Below are 17,396 nucleotides of genomic sequence, written 5' to 3'. Positions count from 1 at the left end.
TCGCTTATTCCGGAGTAAGCGTGCTCAATAAAAGTTCAACGGGTAAGGGAAAGCCGAAAACCTGAACAACAGAGTAGGCATGAAAAATTAACCATTAAAAAAGGACAAGTATGAAAAAAATTAAGTCAGCATTTATTGCTACAGCAATATTAGCCGGCATAGGTGGTGCATTTGCATTTGCACCAAAACCGTGTCAGGACTGCCGGGCCAGTACTCAATATTATTATAATGGAACAGGGTATACAGAAATCACCGGAACATTTGGCGTAAACTATACCTGCCTGGGTTCTTCCGGAACATGCACCTATTACTGGAATGGGTCGGGTTACGCACCTTGCAGAACAGGAGCTTATACTCCTTTTTAGTAAAATGAAGAGTAAACAGTAAAAGCTGGTCATGCAACAGGTGGCTGGCTTTTATCGTTTTATTAAGCATGGCAGCATTACCAACTACCGTTTGTTGTCTGGAATATTGGTTAATTTAAGCACATCGGGAGGAATGGGAAGTGTATATCGCGGATCGTTAGGCGGCAGGCTATATGTTTGACCATTCAAATTCCTTGTTATTGTAGCTGTAAATCTTCCTTCTTTAATTAATCGCCGAAGGTCCGACCATCTTACCCCTCTGAAAGGTAATTCCTTTCTTCTTTCTGACAATATCTGGTCAAGGGCTGCATCAGGCGTTGAAGCGCTATAAGGCACAAAAGTTCCGGTCAGCCATCTTTGTTCCAATAAATGGTTTAAATCGCTCATGGCTTCGCTTGTTTTTTGCGCCCGGGCATTACACTCGGCCCGTATCAGGTACATTTCGTCGGTAGCCAGGCCGCTGAAACAAAAAACGTTTCCGGTATAACTTCCTTTAAGATTGATATTACCGTCGGTATTAACCAAATAAAAGATCAACCGCCGCTTGTCGTTATCGGCATAGGATTTATATAAAGTTGAATCAACAATACAATCCGGAACTGCAATTCCTTGTAAAACACTTGTACTGGAAAGCAATTTGCTTTGATAGATCACTTCCGGGTTATTATTTTTAAACGGAATAAGGCTGCCTGGAATTACCTGGTTATAATCATACAGTGAATTATACAACTGTAAACAACTATCGGCATATAAGCCGGCCTCATCATACCTGCGCATGCTTAACCAGGTGCGTGCAAGTTGGGCGAGAGCGGCTTGTTTGGAGGGGCGGTTAAGATTGTTCACCTGTATATTTGGCGGTAACAGCGCTATTGCTTCCCGTAAATCATTTGTAATCTGGTCATAAGTTTTTTCTACCGTTGACCGTTCTGTTTTTTCATCGATGTTGGGGTTTAACCGTAACGGAATGCCTAAATCGCTGTTGGCTGTAGCAGAATCATAAATAGGGGCAAAAACCTGCGCCAGGTTATAAAATGCATAGGCTCTTATGAACAGCGCTGATCCTTTTATCGTACTATACGTTTGTGCATTATCGGCTGTAATGGTTATCTTTTTCAACCCATCTAATATTACATTAGCATACAAAACCTGTTTATAAGGTAAATTCCAGTCATCCACATTTCCTTCGCCATTGTAAATATCTATTGCCCAAACGTAGGCATTGTGCTCTTTGACGGTGAGAAATTGCGATTCCCAGTATGTATCGGTAATATAATAATTGTCGGCCGACAATTCGCCCAATACGGGCGTTTCGCTCATAACATTATCATTGTCGAGCAGTTTTTGAAAATCATCCAGTGTAGTGGGTATGAATAATTCTGAGTTGGGCTTTTCATCCAGGAACTCTTTTTTATTGCAACCTAATAAACAGCCTGCACAAACAAGAAAAGTAATATACAGTACTAATCTTACCATAACCTTCAACTGTTTATTTTTTTAAAAATTTATTTTAATGCCTGCGGCCACGGTTCGGGGTTGTGGTGTATCAAAAATATAATCCGGATCGATGCCTTTTTTATTTGCTTTCCAGATAAGCCCGATATTATTGGCATATACATAAAACCGCATCGTCTGAACGGGCAGTTTTTTATAATTATCTTTCAACAGATCGTAACTGAACTGAATATCCTGTAACCTGATATGATCTCCTTTTTCAATTAAAATTTCTGAGTAGGAATAAAAATCGTCCCTTGTCTGATTAGCAGGATATATACGGGAAGGAACCGAGGTAAATTTTTCATCACCGGGGTTCTGCCAGCGCTTTTCATAATCGGAATGCCCGGCTGCTCCATAGAATAAGTTATAATAACGGATGGAATTCCTTCTGAAATAGTACCCCATTTTCCAGGTAATGTTGAATGATAATTCAAATTGCTTATAGTCGAACACATTCCTGAGGCTGCCAAAAAAAGTAGGGTTGGCAGCTCCTTTGTAAACAAGGTTATCGAAGTTGGATGAATTAACAATGTCGCTGTATGCCGTACTAATATGATTATCCAGGTATCCTTGCGGATCACCGCTTTGCGGATCGAGCCCCATCCATTTTAAACCTGATATGGAGTAAACCGGTTTGCTCTCTAAAGGGTAAAAGTATTGGGGATCGGTATAATGCCAGATCGCACTTTCTTTAAGTTTGTAATTAGTTACTTTGTCGGCAGCATAGCTAAACAATATATTGGTATTCCATTTCAGTTGCCTGTTTATATTTTTGGTGCGTAAGGTAATATCAACTCCCTTGCCTTTCATATTGGCCGTGTTGCTTTTGATAGTGGAGGTTCCTGTGGTGGGGTCTAATGAACTATTACCAATCAGGTCGGTGCTTTTACGCAGGTAATATTCAAGACTGCCTTCTATAATATTTTTCTTTACGGCGAAATCGGCGCCTATGTTGATCGTATGATTTTTTTCCCAGCGTAACATAGGATTCGGGGGATTATTAATGGTGCCGAAAGGAACTCCCCATGAGTTTTGCGTGTTAATATAAGCCGTTGTATAAGCAGATATTGATTTATCAACATTACCATTATACCCGTTGGTTACCCGTACTCTCATATAGGGCAGCCATGCAATATGATAAAAATTTTCCTGGCTTATATCCCAACTGGCGCCAACTGACCACAGCGGTACGCCTTTTCGATTAGCGTCAACGCCAAACAGGTTGCTTTCATCTTTGCGTGCGCTGGCCGACAAAATGTATTTCTTTTGGAAAATATATTTGGCATTCACGTAATACGAAATATAGCGGTCGGTTGTGCTATTGTTTTTATTTTTATACTCAATCTTTTTGGGAGGGCTCAGCGGGTCATTGTATAGTTTATAAGCTCTGTTGTAATTCACCTCGGTATTTGATTGCTGGTCTCTGTTATAGCCATAATAACGAAGTGTTTCGGTATGTGTTTCGAAACTTCTTACTTCAGAACCGGCGATGGCGGTAATTGAATGGTTTTTGGTATGATTGGTATTGTACCAGCTATAATTATAGTTTAACTGAACACGGGTATTATTGGCCTCGTATCGCTTCGTTACCTGGTCCAATATGCCACCCAATGGTACCGGCCTGAAAACTTTGCCAGTTGAATCGACTTGGGTATATTGGTTTATCAGATTACGGGTATAATAGGTTTGAAGGCTTTTATAATCCTGTTGCTCACTTAATCCCCGGTTGTATTGATATAACGCGGTAAGGTCTAACCCCTTTATAATAGAGTATTTAATATCTGCATTTATGCGATAGTCAGATGCATTCGTAGTATTGTCGCTCAGCCGTAATTCGTCTAATGGCCTGTAATTCCAGTCTAATAACCGGTCTGACATCAAGGATTTGCTGCCTGCCGTGTCTTTATACGGTTGCCTGAGATCAACATTGGCTGTCAGGGGATTGCCGTTATCATCTGCCAGCTTCAGATAAGGATAACGTACAGGCAGATTGCCCGGGTTATTATTGTTTTTTATGGCAGTTTCAGTATAAACAATTCCTGTATTTAATTCCAGCTTCTTTTTAAGCATGGCAAAGGAATTGTTGGCGGTTAGGGTAATACGGTTAAACTGGTTTCCTACGAGGTTATCGAGGTTTTTATCATACCCTGCCGAAAAATAGTAGTTGTTATAATAGCTGCCACCTGTGGCGCTAATGTTATATTGCTGGTTAACCAGAGTACGGTAAAAATACTTATCAAAGTCTTTTCGTTTGTCCTGGTTTTTTAATGCATCCAGCTGTGCATCGGCTTCCGCGGCAGATATCTTCCCGTCTCTTTTTTTGATCATTATTTCCACTGCGGGAGATAGTACAGGGTGGCCTGGGTTATTCTCTATCGTTTTATAAAAATTATTGTCGAACAGGTATTGTTCAACATCAACATAATCCTTTGAGCTTAATATTGGGGTATAATATAAATCGGGTTTCCGGCCAAGGGTTACATTGCTGTTAAACGCTACTTTCAGGGGCTGGCCGTATTTTCCTTTTTTGGTGGTTATCACTATTACACCATTACCCGAATAAGCACCCCAGATAGATGCGGCATCGGCATCTTTTAATACCGTAATGCTTTCAACATCGTTGGGGTTTATATTATTAATATCGCCGGTATAGGGGAAATTGTCAACAATAATTAAAGGGTTGGGATTGGCGTAAATGGTGCTTCTGGTTCGAATGGTTATAGAAGATTGATTTACATCGGGGTTGATATTTTTGTTAAACACCAGTCCGCTGGTAATTCCTTCAAGTCTGTCGAGAATATTGGTAGATACGCGGCGGTTCAGCAGTTCATTATCAATTTTTGTAAAAGAACCCGGTGTTCTTTCTTTTACCAGTTTTTGGTAACCGGTAGAATAAACCGAAACCTTGCTCAGTTCACTGATATGTTGTTTTAAACGTATATCTAATTCTTCCTGTCCCTGCAGGTTAATTTCTTCAGGTTCATAATTAACGCTGGTAACTACAATATTTAAATTGGTATTATTTACCCCATTCAGTACAAATTCGCCATTATCGTTGGTAATAACCTGTTTGTTACCGTTTACTGTAACGGTAGCATTGGGTATGGGCTCGCCTTTTTCGTTGGATATTTTACCTTTTATATTTACAAGTTTAGCTCCCGAAGCCTGCGTTTCGCGGGGTTTTATTGTAATTGTTTTTTCAATAAATGAATATGTAAATGCCTGATATTTAAAGTATTCATTGAGCAGTTGCTCTAAAGTGCCATTGGTTATGTGAATGGAAACGGGTTTTAGCAGGGGTAAATACTGGCGTTGGTAAAAGAGCGTGTATTCGGTTTTTTCTTCTATGACTTTTTGTAAATCCTCAATCGTTGCATTCTTTTTGGAGAATGAAAGTTGTTGCGCATAAGTTGTTACACTCAGCAGCAAACAAGCAATGATTAGAAAAGCAGTTGTTTTTTTCATAATCAGAACCTCCTCCAAATGCGAACACAAATATGCAGTTTCCCTTTAGATTATATATGCTGATTTTTTGTAAAAATAAAAATAGCCAACATCAATCCCGCATATGCGGAAAAAAGTTGACTAAATACAGCATTTTTTTTACTTGAGGGCACCACATGTAACATCCTATCAATAAAATTACACTTTCAAATTGATGGCAGGATGAAGGTTACTAAAAAGATTTAAGCCACCTAACTGCGAACCATGAGCCGAATAGCTCATGGTCGCAGGGTAGCTCAACGCTGCCCGTAAATATTTCATGGAAGAACAGCGTCAGATGTGGTTTAATGATTAACGGAAAAAAATATTGTAACCGGGGGAGGTGATTTTTATTTTTATGGTTTCAACTGATTGACAGTTATGATGTTATTACTATCGCCCGCTCTTTTTCGTTTAATTCGGCCTTTATATTATTGGCGTTCAACAGTTCTATTACACCTTTAATGCTGGCCGTACGGGAAAGCTTACCCTCAAATGATACTTCGGGCTTTTTTCCCTTATATATAATATTTACATCATACCAACGGCCAATCTGGCGCATGGTATAATCAAGATCGGGACCTCCGACAGGGATATAACCTTTCGTCCAGGATATAACTTCAGAGGCATCTACATTTCTTACGGTTATACCACCATCTTTCAGTTTGGCCTGTTCACCGGGTTTAATGGTTTGGACACTATTTCCGGATGTTACTTTTACTTTTCCCTCTACAAGGGTGGTTTTAACGGCATTTTCTTCAGTATATGCCATTACGTTAAAGTGGGTGCCCAATACTTCTACTTCATTGAGGTTGCCGGATGGCGTGGTGATTTTTACAATGAAGGGAGTTTTGGTATTTTTTTGAATTGAGGTAGTTGTAACTGTTTGGTGTTGAGGGTTTACCTCAAAATAAGCTTCGCCGGTGAGTTCAACAATTCGCTCGTTCCCGGCGAAGGCTATAGGAAAACGCAATGATGAAGCCGCATTCAACCAAACTTTACTTCCGTCAGGTAAAGTTATCTGGTACTCGCCACCTTTTGGGGTGGTAACTGTATTGTATACGTTCTGGCTGTCTTGAGGGCCATTTGAATTCGGCTCCCTGTTATATATTAACCGTCCGTCAGTTTTGGTTACCTGTGTTTGACCCTGGTTTGTCAGCGCTCCGTTTTGTACACCGTTTAGATCAATGGTTGATCCGTCTGCAAGGGTCAATATAGCTTTGGTGCTTCCCGGTACGATCAGATTGCTTACCGGTGAAACTGTATTATTATCAGTTTTGGCTGTTTGTTTTTGTGCAGGTTGACCGAAATAATACCATGTGCCGGCAGAAATGAATAATATAACTGCTGCAGCGGCGGCGATTTTGGCGTATGGTATTCTGTATACTTTCTTTTCGGGATAAAGATTTATCAGCTTTCCGCCATCAATTTTTTGAACCGTTTTTTGCCAGATGGCTTCGCTGTTGGTGCTTTGATATATCTTCAGTTTTTCGCGTAAAATTGATTTATCTGTGATCTGCTGGAAAAATACACGGTTCTGATCATCCTCTGCCAGCCATTCATTAAGCTCCCTTTCCTCCTCAGGCGGCAACTGCTCCTCCAGGAACTTCTCAATCAGACTTGTTATTCTATTTACCTTTTCCTGCATAGTACGTGGTATTAAAACTTGAAAGTTTATCAACTCCCTTAGCCTTTAAGACCTTGTTTATTATAAAAACAATCGGTGGTCGTTTTTGACAAAAGAATTTTTAAAAAATAATGGGAAGTGGGTGTTTTTTAGTCAGAAACCGAAAAATAGGCTTCATTATAATAATAATCTGCAATGTCTTTGTGCGAAATAATCGATTTATTCAAACAAAGGCTAATCAATGCAGCAACCAGCAACTTCTTTTTAAGTAGTTGAATGGCGCGCCTTTTCTGGTTCAAAACATTCCGGGGCGAAATTTTTAGCCTGGTTGCTACTTCATCGGTGCTGGCATCTTCAAAATAAATCAGCTTAAAGATCATTTTGCACTTACCCGGCAGCTTTTCGATCAACGGATATATTTTTCTTAACAGCTCACCCTCGATCATGTCGGTTATCACATCCTGATCGTCTTTATCCTTTTGCAAATACGATAGTTCACTTTGCGAAGCCGTTTTACGTTGAATGTGCCGCAGATAATTCAAACAGGCATTACGGGTAGTAACAAATAAAAAGGCCTTAACATGATCTTCTGTTTGAAAATTTTCGTGGCGCTGCCATAGTTTGGCGAAAGTTTCCGACACAATGTCTTCGGCCTGCTCCTTTTCCTTTACCAGTTGTATGGCACAGGTAAACAGAACCTTGTTGTAAATTTCAAAAATGGTTCGAAAGGCACTATTATTCCCTTCATTGAATGCTGAAAGCCAATCGTCCTTATCCAGAATTTTCTTCTTCATCGGGTTTAATTTAATTCATCCATGAACGGGAACCATGTATCGCTGATTTACCTTTACAAAAGTCTTGTTTTTACACGTAAACTTTATAAAGATAATGGTAGTAGTCACATAAAAAAGCCATCAGTACAGGATTAAAAAATCCGGTTCAGATAACGGAGGTTGCAATGATACCGGGTAGCGTAGATCCTGAAAAAAACGGGTAGCTGCCTTTGTGTGAACAGCAGCTATCTGGCGGATGCAAGTTTACAAAAATATATTAAAAATCTGCTTAAGTGTTTTTTCTAACAGGCATAAGTATTCCACCTATTTTCCGGGACAGAAAATAACCAATTTAAAATGTCATTAAACCGTAAAATTTTGTTGGCTGGAAGTATCAGAATATCGAAAGATAACGGCTAATTGATTTTTCAAATACCGAACGGGCGCCTTCCGGTATATTCATCCATTCAAAAGCGCCGTACATGGCATCAAAATTCAGAGGTTGCACCCTTTCATTTATAAATTCGATATCGTTTTTTGGTAAAGGAATATGATTGGGATAGCTGTACATAAAGGTCATGTGCTTACGGCTGGGGGCAATGTAAATGCTATCGCCTGTAAGCAGGCAGCCCGATCTTCCATGATCGGGTAAGTGCAATATAGTGCTGCCGGCAAAATGGCCGCCTACATGAATAATGCTGATATTATCCCACAGTTTTTTTGAAGCGCCCGACCATAACTTAATATATCCGCCCGGATCTTTAATCCATTCTTTATCTTTTTCGTGCAAATAAATAGGGCAGTCGAATGCGGTGGCCCAATCCTGCATCAGACTGTAATAATGCGGATGCGAAATGGCAATAGCGCTGATTCCTCCCAGCGACCTGATAAACGCAATGGTAGGATCGTCGATAAAAGGAATACAATCCCACAGCACATTACCCGATGACGATAATATCAGATGCGCCTTTTGCGCAATGGCAAAAGTTGGCGCTATGCGCAAATCGTATATAGTAGACTGTAACCTCGAAAAACGAATGGTGCTTTTGGCTGCAAGCTCGGTATAGCTCGTCCATACCTGCCCGCTAAAACCTACGTATTGCCGTTCATCTGCACATATTTCGCAAATAGCAGGAAGAAATGAAGTACCATAGCGCGCACCACAGGTGCTGCAAATATTTTTTGCAGAAGGCGAAAGGATCATAGAAATGTGTTTGCGTAGATTTCGGGCAATAAATTAATCAAGCCTTTTTACCAGCATTGAACAGCTGAATTATTATAAATCAGATTCCCGGGATATTTAATTTAATCACAACGAGTGAGTATGTGCATGAATAGTTTTCAGGGTGCACACTCTTTTGCCGGCATGCTTCCCCAATGTTACAATCATACCAGGCCTACTGATAATGCAAAGTTGATACCAGAAAAACCGTGTGGGGTTTTATAAGAAAAAGAACTTTTCGCGAAAGCAAATCTTCTATTGCCAAAGGCGGGCAATAAATGTTGCGTGGTGAATATTCTACAAATAATACAACAGGAAATTGGGTTAACACGAGGATACACAAGGTTAGCACATAGTTATTTGAATAACAGGGTGGTACAAATATTTAAGGATTTCCGGTATGAACTCCAAAGGACCCATAATAATTGCAGAAGATGATCAGGAAGAACAGGAAATATTGCAACTTGTTTTTCAAAGGCTGGGTATTCAAAATGAACTAAAGTTTTTTGAAAACGGACGGCAGATTCTCGATTACCTGATCACCACAACCCAAAAACCTTTTATAATCATCAGCGATATTAATTTGCCTTTGATGAATGGCCTTGAGTTAAGAGAGGCCATTTTTAACAACCCCACATTACGAAGGAAAAGCATTCCTTTTATTTTTTTAAGCACTACCGCAAACAGAATAGTGGTTGATAAAGCCTATGAAATGACGGTACAGGGCTTTTTTGTTAAGGAAAATACCCTCAAAGAAATAGAAGAAAGCGTTCGGCTGATGCTTGAATACTGGGGCAGGTGCAAACATCCCGATAGTTGACAGTTTGCCTTTACTTTCACTGGCAATTTTTGCGTATATTCGTTTTTCACCAAAGAAAAGGAGGTATTCATGAAATCTACAGATCATTCATGGACACTTTCGGTTGGTATCGCCTAACCGGAGTATGATCCATCAAAATATCTGCTCCGACGAAAAGTCGGAGGGCCACCCGTTTTAAACAGGTGGCTTTTTTATTGTGGCCTACTTACAATACCAAAAGTGGAACAGACCGGGGCCATCTGTATTTCATACCTTTGCGGTTTATGAAAAAGACTGAATGCCTATAATTACCTGCCTATGTTAACTGTCAGCGAATTATATATATATCCTGTAAAATCTCTTGGAGGAATTGCGTTAAACGAAGCCTCGCTTACTGACCGCGGGTTTGAATACGACCGCCGGTGGATGCTTGTTGATGAAAATAACCGTTTTTTATCGCAACGCGAAGTGGCCACCATGGCTTTATTAAAAATAAGCATACATACCGATGGGCTGTTGGTTCAAAATATCAGCAACTCCAATTCTTCTTTTATAATTCCCTTTCAAACTGCCGCTACTGAAACTACTATGGTTTCGGTATGGAGCGATCGCTGCCGTGCGAAATGGGTAAGCCCTGAAGCCGATGCCTGGTTCAGTGAACAACTGGGTATTGCATGCAGATTGGTGTATATGCCCGATAATACCCACCGTTATGTAGATGGCCGGTATGCCCACAATAAAGAAATTACCAGTTTTTCGGATGGATATCCTTTACTGATCATCGGACAGGCCTCGCTCGATGACCTGAACAGCCGGTTATCAACTCCATTACACATGAACCGGTTCAGACCCAATATGGTGTTTACCGGAGGGTATCCTTTTCAGGAAGATGATATGAAACAGTTCAGCATTGGCGATATAAAGTTCTTTGGGGTTAAACCGTGCGCACGCTGTTTGATAACCACCATCGATCAGCAAACCGGTGAAAAAGCAAAAGAGCCTTTAAAAACCCTCAGTACGTACAGGTCGGGGAACAACAACATTTATTTTGGTCAGAATTTGTTGTTTCAAGGTAATGGCACTGTACGGATCGGCGACACGATTACCTTAATTTAAAATCACTCATTTATTACCGCAGGTTCTTCTATTTCCCGTGAGTTAATTGTTTTCGGCTTGCCCATTGTCTATTGAATGGGGCAGGCGCTTTTGCTGTTGATGCGTGGTTTGCAGGCATTGCCGGCATCCTGGTTGTATGTGCTTTGGTCCCATACAAAACCCAGTTCCGAACTGCCGGTGGTATAGGAATAGCGGTTTTGACCCAGCGGGGCATCGTGCGAAATGCCGGCCCTGAGTTTATAGTTATCGTTGTTGCGGCCTGCGAGATTAATGGATAGTGTAACCGTAAAGGCATCGTAATTTTGAAAGTTGATGCTGCCTCGATACCACATACCCAAACTTATATCGTACCGGTTCTGCGTTATTTCGGTCCCTACCTGCAATGAGTTGTGCTGCGCCTGGTTATATACAATGCCCGCCACGCTATACGACCATGTTTGTTCGGGATTGGTGTAGGTGTACATTACATTACCCGTCCACCGAACCGGTAACTGGCTGCGAAACGTATCGGCTGTGTTGGTGAGCGATTCATCGGGCCGGTTTATATGATGGGCGCTACCGCCGATGAGTATACGGTTGTTATCGTTGTGGTTATAATTGAAAAATAATCCGGCCGAAAAATCGGGATACCATTTGCCATTGTTCACCGCCCGGTCGGCAGCCGATACACTGCCCGGCATTACGCCACCCACATCGATCTGATCGGCAAAAACCAATTTACTGTAATCGATGCGTCGTTGTACAACGCCAAATTGTAAACCGCCGCTGGCAAACCACCTGGGCTCATCGCCGTTTTCGGCAGGGGAAAGGGTGCCTGAACAAATGGTATAGGCATAGGAACCGTATATGCCTGTTTTTTTTAAATATCCTTCGGTTGAATGCGTTCCCAGTAAGCCGAAACCTCCGTGCAGCGAAGGCATGTATTTATCGACCGAAACCGCGCTGTAGGAAATTTGTGAAGGGATCGACCACCACTGCCGGCGATAAATGGCGCTAAAGCGAAGATCGTAATCGCCTGCGCCGGTGGCTGCGGGGTTCAGGTAAACGGGTGATAAAAATGGTTGCGAAAATACCGGGTCCTGCGCCAGTGATGGCAGGGTGGCGAGTATTGTCAATATAGATAAAAGTATATTTTTAAGCATAAGCTGTAATTTGGGCTAATAGGCAATGGGCAGTAGGCAATATCCAAAGCCCTCTGCTCTTTTTAACTTATCAACTTTGTCAACCTGTTAACTTGTCAACCTGTTAACTTGTCAACTTGTTAACGCCTTCTTACTTCACTTTCTCATTTCTCTGTTTTTCATTTTTAATTCTTCATTTCTGTATTTCCTTCAACATTCAACATTCATCATTCGATATTCATTATTTAACTACAGTAATAAACCCGGCTTTTACATATTTATCACTGTTGGGATATTGCATGCCTTTCCATTCGGTACCGTTGATATATTTTGCTTCTATCTGCCAGCCATAGGTATCCTGTTGCAGGCTCTGTCCGTTAAACCGGGCATCCCAGGGTTCGCTGGGCGACCCGTTGGCATCGAGCCTGGTGGTTTCAAAAATCTTTTGCCCCCAGGCATTGAATATGCGCAGGCGGTATTGCGCCAGCCCTTTGCCCATAGGCAAGAACTGCCGCAACGAATGATTGCTGCAACCGGGACAGATAGCATTCGGTACATACAAATAACCCGGTGAATACAATATGCGTACGTGAACGGTATCGTACCCGCTGCAACCAGTTCCATAATCCTGCACCAGTAACTGTACTTTGTAGGCGCCTGTATCGGCATACTGGTAACTGATCTTTTGTCCCGACCGTTGCTGTCGCGTACGGTCACCCATATCCCAGGTGTAAATTTTATTGGCATTGGTGGGCATGGTATCCCAAAAAGTAAATGTGTAGTCGGGTTGTTGCAACACTTTCGACGGAGATACTTCTATACGCGGGCGTGGCAATGGTTGTATCATTAACGTACCAGCTGCCATGGTATCGCCGCAGCCCGCTTCATTTTCGGGAAGTACCGAAATAGCATAAGAAGTGGTACTGGTAGCCGTTACCGGCGCTTTGAACCGGTAAGTAAACGGATTGTCCATCCCTTCGAGCTGGTTGTTTATAAACCATTTCACATGTATTGGATCATTGCCTGTATATCGTACCAGGGCATTGAATGTAATAGTGGTATCGTGGTTACAGGTGCTCATGCCGCTGGCCTGTACAGGCACAACCGGCGTATTATGCACCTCAAACAAATAGGTTGAACTATCAATACAATCTGCTGCCGTATGCACTTTGAGCTTTACCGAATAGTTACCGGGCTTGTTATAAATATGTGCTGCCGAAACACCTGTGCCATTAAAGATATAGGGCGCCTGGCTGCTGTCGTAAAACGTCCATTCAACCAGCATGGCACCGGCAGCGCCCTGCGCTGTTGTTTGCAGCGTATAGGGTATACAGCTTTTGCCGGGGCGAACGGTAATCTGCGATTTGATTTTATCGGTTACTACAATGGTGCGTGATGCTGTGTCGGTACATACCAGACCTGCATTGTTTATTTTTTTGGCAACTTGCCTGATGGTGTAGGTGCCCGCCGATGAATAACTATGTGCATCGTTTACTGCAGCCGACGACAACCCATCGCCCCACAACCATTCCCAGGCTGTTGCATTTTGCGCTGTATTGGTTGTAAGCACATTGCTGCCGGTACAAATAAGCGCATTACTGATATTGAATGCGGCAACCGGTTTACTGAATACAGTTACCTGGCGATAAATGATGGTATCGCTGCACTCATTTTCGAGTTTGATGCTAATTGAGTACACACCGCCGGTGGTAAAAGTATGGCTAAGGGTATTTTGTGAGTTGGGCGTTATCACCGGTGAAGTGCCATCGCCAAAGTTCCAGGTGAGCTGCGAAGCGCCGGTGCTGCTGTTGTTAAAGGTAACAGTATGTGGTGCACAGCCCTGCAACTGGTTACCGTTTATGGCAACCTGTGCGTCGATGGTATTGGGCAATACGAGCAAACTAATGGTTTGGGTATCGCGCCCGCACTGGTTTTGGGCAATCAGCCTGATATCGAAAGTGCTGATTACGCCGGTATGATAAACGTGAACAAAGGTATTGTTGGTGTAAGTGGTATCGGCAAAGCCATCGCCAAAATTCCAGTAACAGGCAAAGTTGTTGCCTGCCGATTTGTTGGTGATGGTAACATCAAACGGCGAACAGCCTTTTGTGGTATCAACACTAAAGCGGGCTTTGGCGTTGGGGTATACACGTACGCTGTCGCGCCAGTACGTAGTATCGCAACCGTTATAGGCTTTTAAGGTAATGTAGTAAGTAGTGTCGCGCCAGGCTGCATTGGCGTTGTAGGTAACCGGGGCAGGAGCGGGGAGGGTACTGCCTGTTCCGTTGCCGAAATTCCAGAAAAACTGCACGCCATTCAACTGGGTCGATGTATTGGTAAACGTAACAGCAAGCGGCCCGCAACCGTTGGTCACATCTTTGGTAAAGCCTGCCGTTACACCGGTAACCGTGTTAAAGGTCATTTGCATACTGTCGGCCTTACAGCCGGCTGCGCTGGTGGTAACCAACTTTATAATAGCAGTTTGCGACTGCCCGTTCATGGGGTACGAAGGAAACTGACCGGTGGTATTGGAACCGATGAGTGTTCCGTTGGCATACCAGTTATAGGTTCCGTTACCTTTTGGAAAGGGAACTGTTTTTATTACCGAATCAAGATTTACCGGTGCGCATTTGGTGGTGCCTGTGGCGGTAAACTGTGCTTTCGCATCGGGGTTTACGATGATTTGTATGGTAGTAGTATCGGAACAGCCGTTCGATAAAGTGCCTGCAACACTGTACAAGGTAGTATCTGCAGGTGTTGCGATCATGGTGTCGGGCGTAACTGCAGTTAATGAAGCAAGAGGCTTCCATGTGTACATATCAGCCCCGGTGGCAGTTAGTTGTGTGTTGTTGCCTATGCATATCGTTGATGCCGTGGCCGATACCGACACCGAAGGGCGGCGCTTAACTGTGATGTAAACCGAATCTTCGGTAGCGCAGTTGGCGCCTATCGATGCGGTAACCATATATCCGAAAGTTGTATCGGCCCCGGTACCATTGTATACCGGTTGTGCCACCGGGTTGGCAATAGCCGGGTTGCTGAGGCCAGTTGCGGGCGACCATAGATAGGTTACACCTGTTACCGGAGCAGCGCCGATGGTAACTGCTTCTTTACTGCAAATGATTTTATCGGCTCCCGCATCGGCGATTGGTTTATCGGTAATGGTAACCGTTGTATTTACGATGGTAGTGGTATTGCAGCTGCTGTCGGTTACAATTAACTGAACAGCCTGCGTGCCGGTAGCCGTGTAATGAATATTACCCGGATTAAGCAATGCAGATGTGGAAGGCGTGCCGTTGGTGAACGTCCACTGATAGCCCAGCGGACCAGGCGAATAACAGGTAGCTGCAGTGGCTGTTGGTGTAAGTCCGTTGGTGATACAAACGGCATTGATGGCATTGATGGCTGCCTTTGGTAATCCTCTTACGTAAAAGGTGTCTTCTTTATACGATTCAGGACATGCCAAACCGGCGAATACGGCCGTTACAGTTAAGCGAACGATGTATTGTCCGGGTGTATTGAATTGAATATCGGGCGACGCCGTGGTGTCGGTTGATCCGTTGATGAACTGATAGCGTGGCGACTGGGTGGTGCCGCCGCATCCCAGCGGATCGTTGAAGGTTACCTTCCATTTGTAACTATCGCCCTGGCATCCGTTCGCGGGCGAGGTATTGGTAAATACGGCATTTCCGGGGCCACAACTGCTTGTGCGGCTCATGTTAAATTGCGCCTGCGGTGGATTGCGTACACAGATTACTTTTACCGTGCTGTCTAACCCACAGCGGTCGTTAAATACATACAGTTTTACCGTATAGGTTCCCGTTGCTGTGAAATTGATATCAAGGTTGTTGGTGCCTGTTGTCCATATAAGGCCGTTCGATGAGCTGCCGTTTAACGACCCGGTATTACCCGAAACAATAGAATAACCGGTTGCAGGTGAAATGGTCCATACCTGTTTGCCCGAGTTGGTGCAAACCGAACCGGAGCCTCCGGTTGGGGTAATAACCGATCCGTAAGCTGAGGTACTGAGCACCGAAACGGTGGTGTTGGTACAAACTGTTTCGGAAGGATAGATATACATGCTTGCCCTCGGCTTACCCGAAACGTATATGGGCACTACCGACGGACTGGTGGTACCACAGGGATTTTCAATAGTTAAATAGGCGCCAAAAGCATTGGCGAACGTATTATTACCGCTGCTGCTGTTAAAGGAGCAGGAGCCTTGTGAAAAGAAATGCGCTGCAACTGATGGAGGCGGATGCTGAAAAACTTCCGGAGCCGAGTTATCATTGATCATAAATGAGTACTGGGTGCCCGGCGGATTGCCCGATATGTTGTTAATGGCAAATCGTAAAGAATCAGATGCGCAGATGTCGGTATTCCCCAGGCTCGATAAGCCACCGGCCGGTGTAGAACCCAGGAAAACGATGTATTTTTTGATACCAATGCAACCATCCGAGCCCGTTACACTCACCGTCATAGTGCTGCTGCCCAGCGGAAAAATATGTTTTATAATGGTAGCGGCGGGCCATGAAGTAAAAACAGTATCCGGCGAACCATCGCCCCATTGAATGGCATAGCTGGTATTAATTGAGGTGGTGGTTGACTGATTGATGAAACTAAAAACGTAGTGCGCAATATTGGAGCAGCGTTTAAAGGTTGGTACGCCATTGAATGTGCCGTATGTTATCAAATTATCGGCATTTCCTACAGCTGCGTCGGGCACTTTCTTAATGGTTACATTTCGGGCCAGAGAATCTTTACAGCCAAACATATTCGTAACAACCAGCTTTACGGGGTAGGTAGTTGTACCCGGCAATCCTACTGCATTTAAAAACTGGTGCGAAGGATTAGCAGCCGTACTGGTGCTGCCATCGCCAAAATCCCAGAAATACGATAAGCTATTACCGGTTGACTGATTGGCAAACTGAATATTTATATTTCCACAAACATTATCGGGCGAGAAGCTGAAGCCGGCTACCGGTTTACTGTTGGATACATGTACTACAATTGACATTGAATCCATCATGTTACCCGATGTGATCGTTTGCGATGTAGTATAAAATCCGGCAGTTGCGTAATTGATAGGGATGGGGCCTAAACCAGTGCCTGTTGATTGCGATCCGTTATTAAACCGCCAGCTGATAGTCATGGAGCCCTGTGCCGCGCTTTGGTATAACACAGAACTGCCCTCGCATACCCGTACAGTATCGCCGTTGCTAACGATGTTGCCATTGGCTCTGATACCTGCGGTTACCTGTGCAAATGACGGCAGGCAGGCAAGAATAAATAAACTGAATAACAAGGCAGACGGCTTACAGGTCTGTCGCATAGTTTCTCCGGGTTAGATGATTAAGGGTTTGGAAAGGTTTGTGGTGCTATACCCTTGCGGTTAT

At 43.3% G+C, this 17,396-nt stretch carries 10 protein-coding genes; 3 read left to right on the top strand and 7 right to left on the bottom strand.

Annotated elements, in window-relative coordinates; all coding sequences use genetic code 11:
• The first annotated feature begins 110 nt into the window (after positions 1 to 110).
• Positions 111 to 365, top strand: coding sequence for a hypothetical protein (locus AC59IL_RS14495; protein WP_496552865.1), 255 nt, complete (start codon positions 111 to 113; stop codon positions 363 to 365).
• Positions 366 to 449: 84 nt separating this feature from the next.
• Here AC59IL_RS14495 and AC59IL_RS14490 read toward each other — a convergent pair whose 3' ends face one another.
• The 5 genes from AC59IL_RS14490 to AC59IL_RS14470 form a co-directional block, all read right to left on the bottom strand.
• Positions 450 to 1,838: a RagB/SusD family nutrient uptake outer membrane protein gene (locus AC59IL_RS14490; protein ID WP_496552864.1), complete on the bottom strand. Its 1,389-nt coding sequence runs from the start codon at positions 1,836 to 1,838 to the stop codon at positions 450 to 452.
• Between the two features lie 21 nt (positions 1,839 to 1,859).
• Positions 1,860 to 5,324, bottom strand: coding sequence for a SusC/RagA family TonB-linked outer membrane protein (locus AC59IL_RS14485; protein WP_496552863.1), 3,465 nt, complete (start codon positions 5,322 to 5,324; stop codon positions 1,860 to 1,862).
• A gap of 397 nt (positions 5,325 to 5,721) precedes the next feature.
• Positions 5,722 to 6,990, bottom strand: a complete 1,269-nt coding sequence (locus tag AC59IL_RS14480; RefSeq protein WP_496552862.1) for a FecR family protein — start codon at positions 6,988 to 6,990, stop codon at positions 5,722 to 5,724.
• A 128-nt stretch (positions 6,991 to 7,118) separates the two neighbouring features.
• Positions 7,119 to 7,763 (bottom strand): RNA polymerase sigma-70 factor, encoded by a 645-nt coding sequence (locus AC59IL_RS14475; RefSeq protein ID WP_496552861.1) that lies wholly within the window; start codon positions 7,761 to 7,763, stop codon positions 7,119 to 7,121.
• A 373-nt stretch (positions 7,764 to 8,136) separates the two neighbouring features.
• Positions 8,137 to 8,946, bottom strand: a complete 810-nt coding sequence (locus AC59IL_RS14470) for an MBL fold metallo-hydrolase (protein WP_496552860.1) — start codon at positions 8,944 to 8,946, stop codon at positions 8,137 to 8,139.
• 418 nt (positions 8,947 to 9,364) lie between these two features.
• Here AC59IL_RS14470 and AC59IL_RS14465 point away from each other — a divergent pair, with 418 nt between their 5' ends.
• Together AC59IL_RS14465 and AC59IL_RS14460 are read left to right on the top strand one after the other, a co-directional pair.
• A complete protein-coding gene (locus AC59IL_RS14465; RefSeq protein ID WP_496552859.1) occupies positions 9,365 to 9,784 on the top strand; it encodes a response regulator in 420 nt (139 codons plus the stop codon).
• A gap of 297 nt (positions 9,785 to 10,081) precedes the next feature.
• Entirely contained in the window at positions 10,082 to 10,879 is a 798-nt protein-coding gene (locus tag AC59IL_RS14460) for an MOSC domain-containing protein (RefSeq protein WP_496552858.1), read from the top strand.
• A 68-nt stretch (positions 10,880 to 10,947) separates the two neighbouring features.
• Here the strand turns inward: AC59IL_RS14460 and AC59IL_RS14455 are convergent, their stop codons facing one another.
• Complete coding sequence (locus AC59IL_RS14455) at positions 10,948 to 12,021, bottom strand: PorP/SprF family type IX secretion system membrane protein (RefSeq protein ID WP_496552857.1); 1,074 nt, start codon at positions 12,019 to 12,021, stop codon at positions 10,948 to 10,950.
• A 220-nt stretch (positions 12,022 to 12,241) separates the two neighbouring features.
• Positions 12,242 to 17,332: a PKD domain-containing protein gene (locus tag AC59IL_RS14450; RefSeq protein ID WP_496552856.1), complete on the bottom strand. Its 5,091-nt coding sequence runs from the start codon at positions 17,330 to 17,332 to the stop codon at positions 12,242 to 12,244.
• Between the last annotated feature and the right edge of the window lie 64 nt (positions 17,333 to 17,396).

This window comes from Niastella sp. sgz303648 (assembly GCF_059587045.1).
The sequence above is the reverse complement of the archived record's forward strand: the minus strand, read 5'-3'. Positions and strand labels throughout refer to the sequence as shown.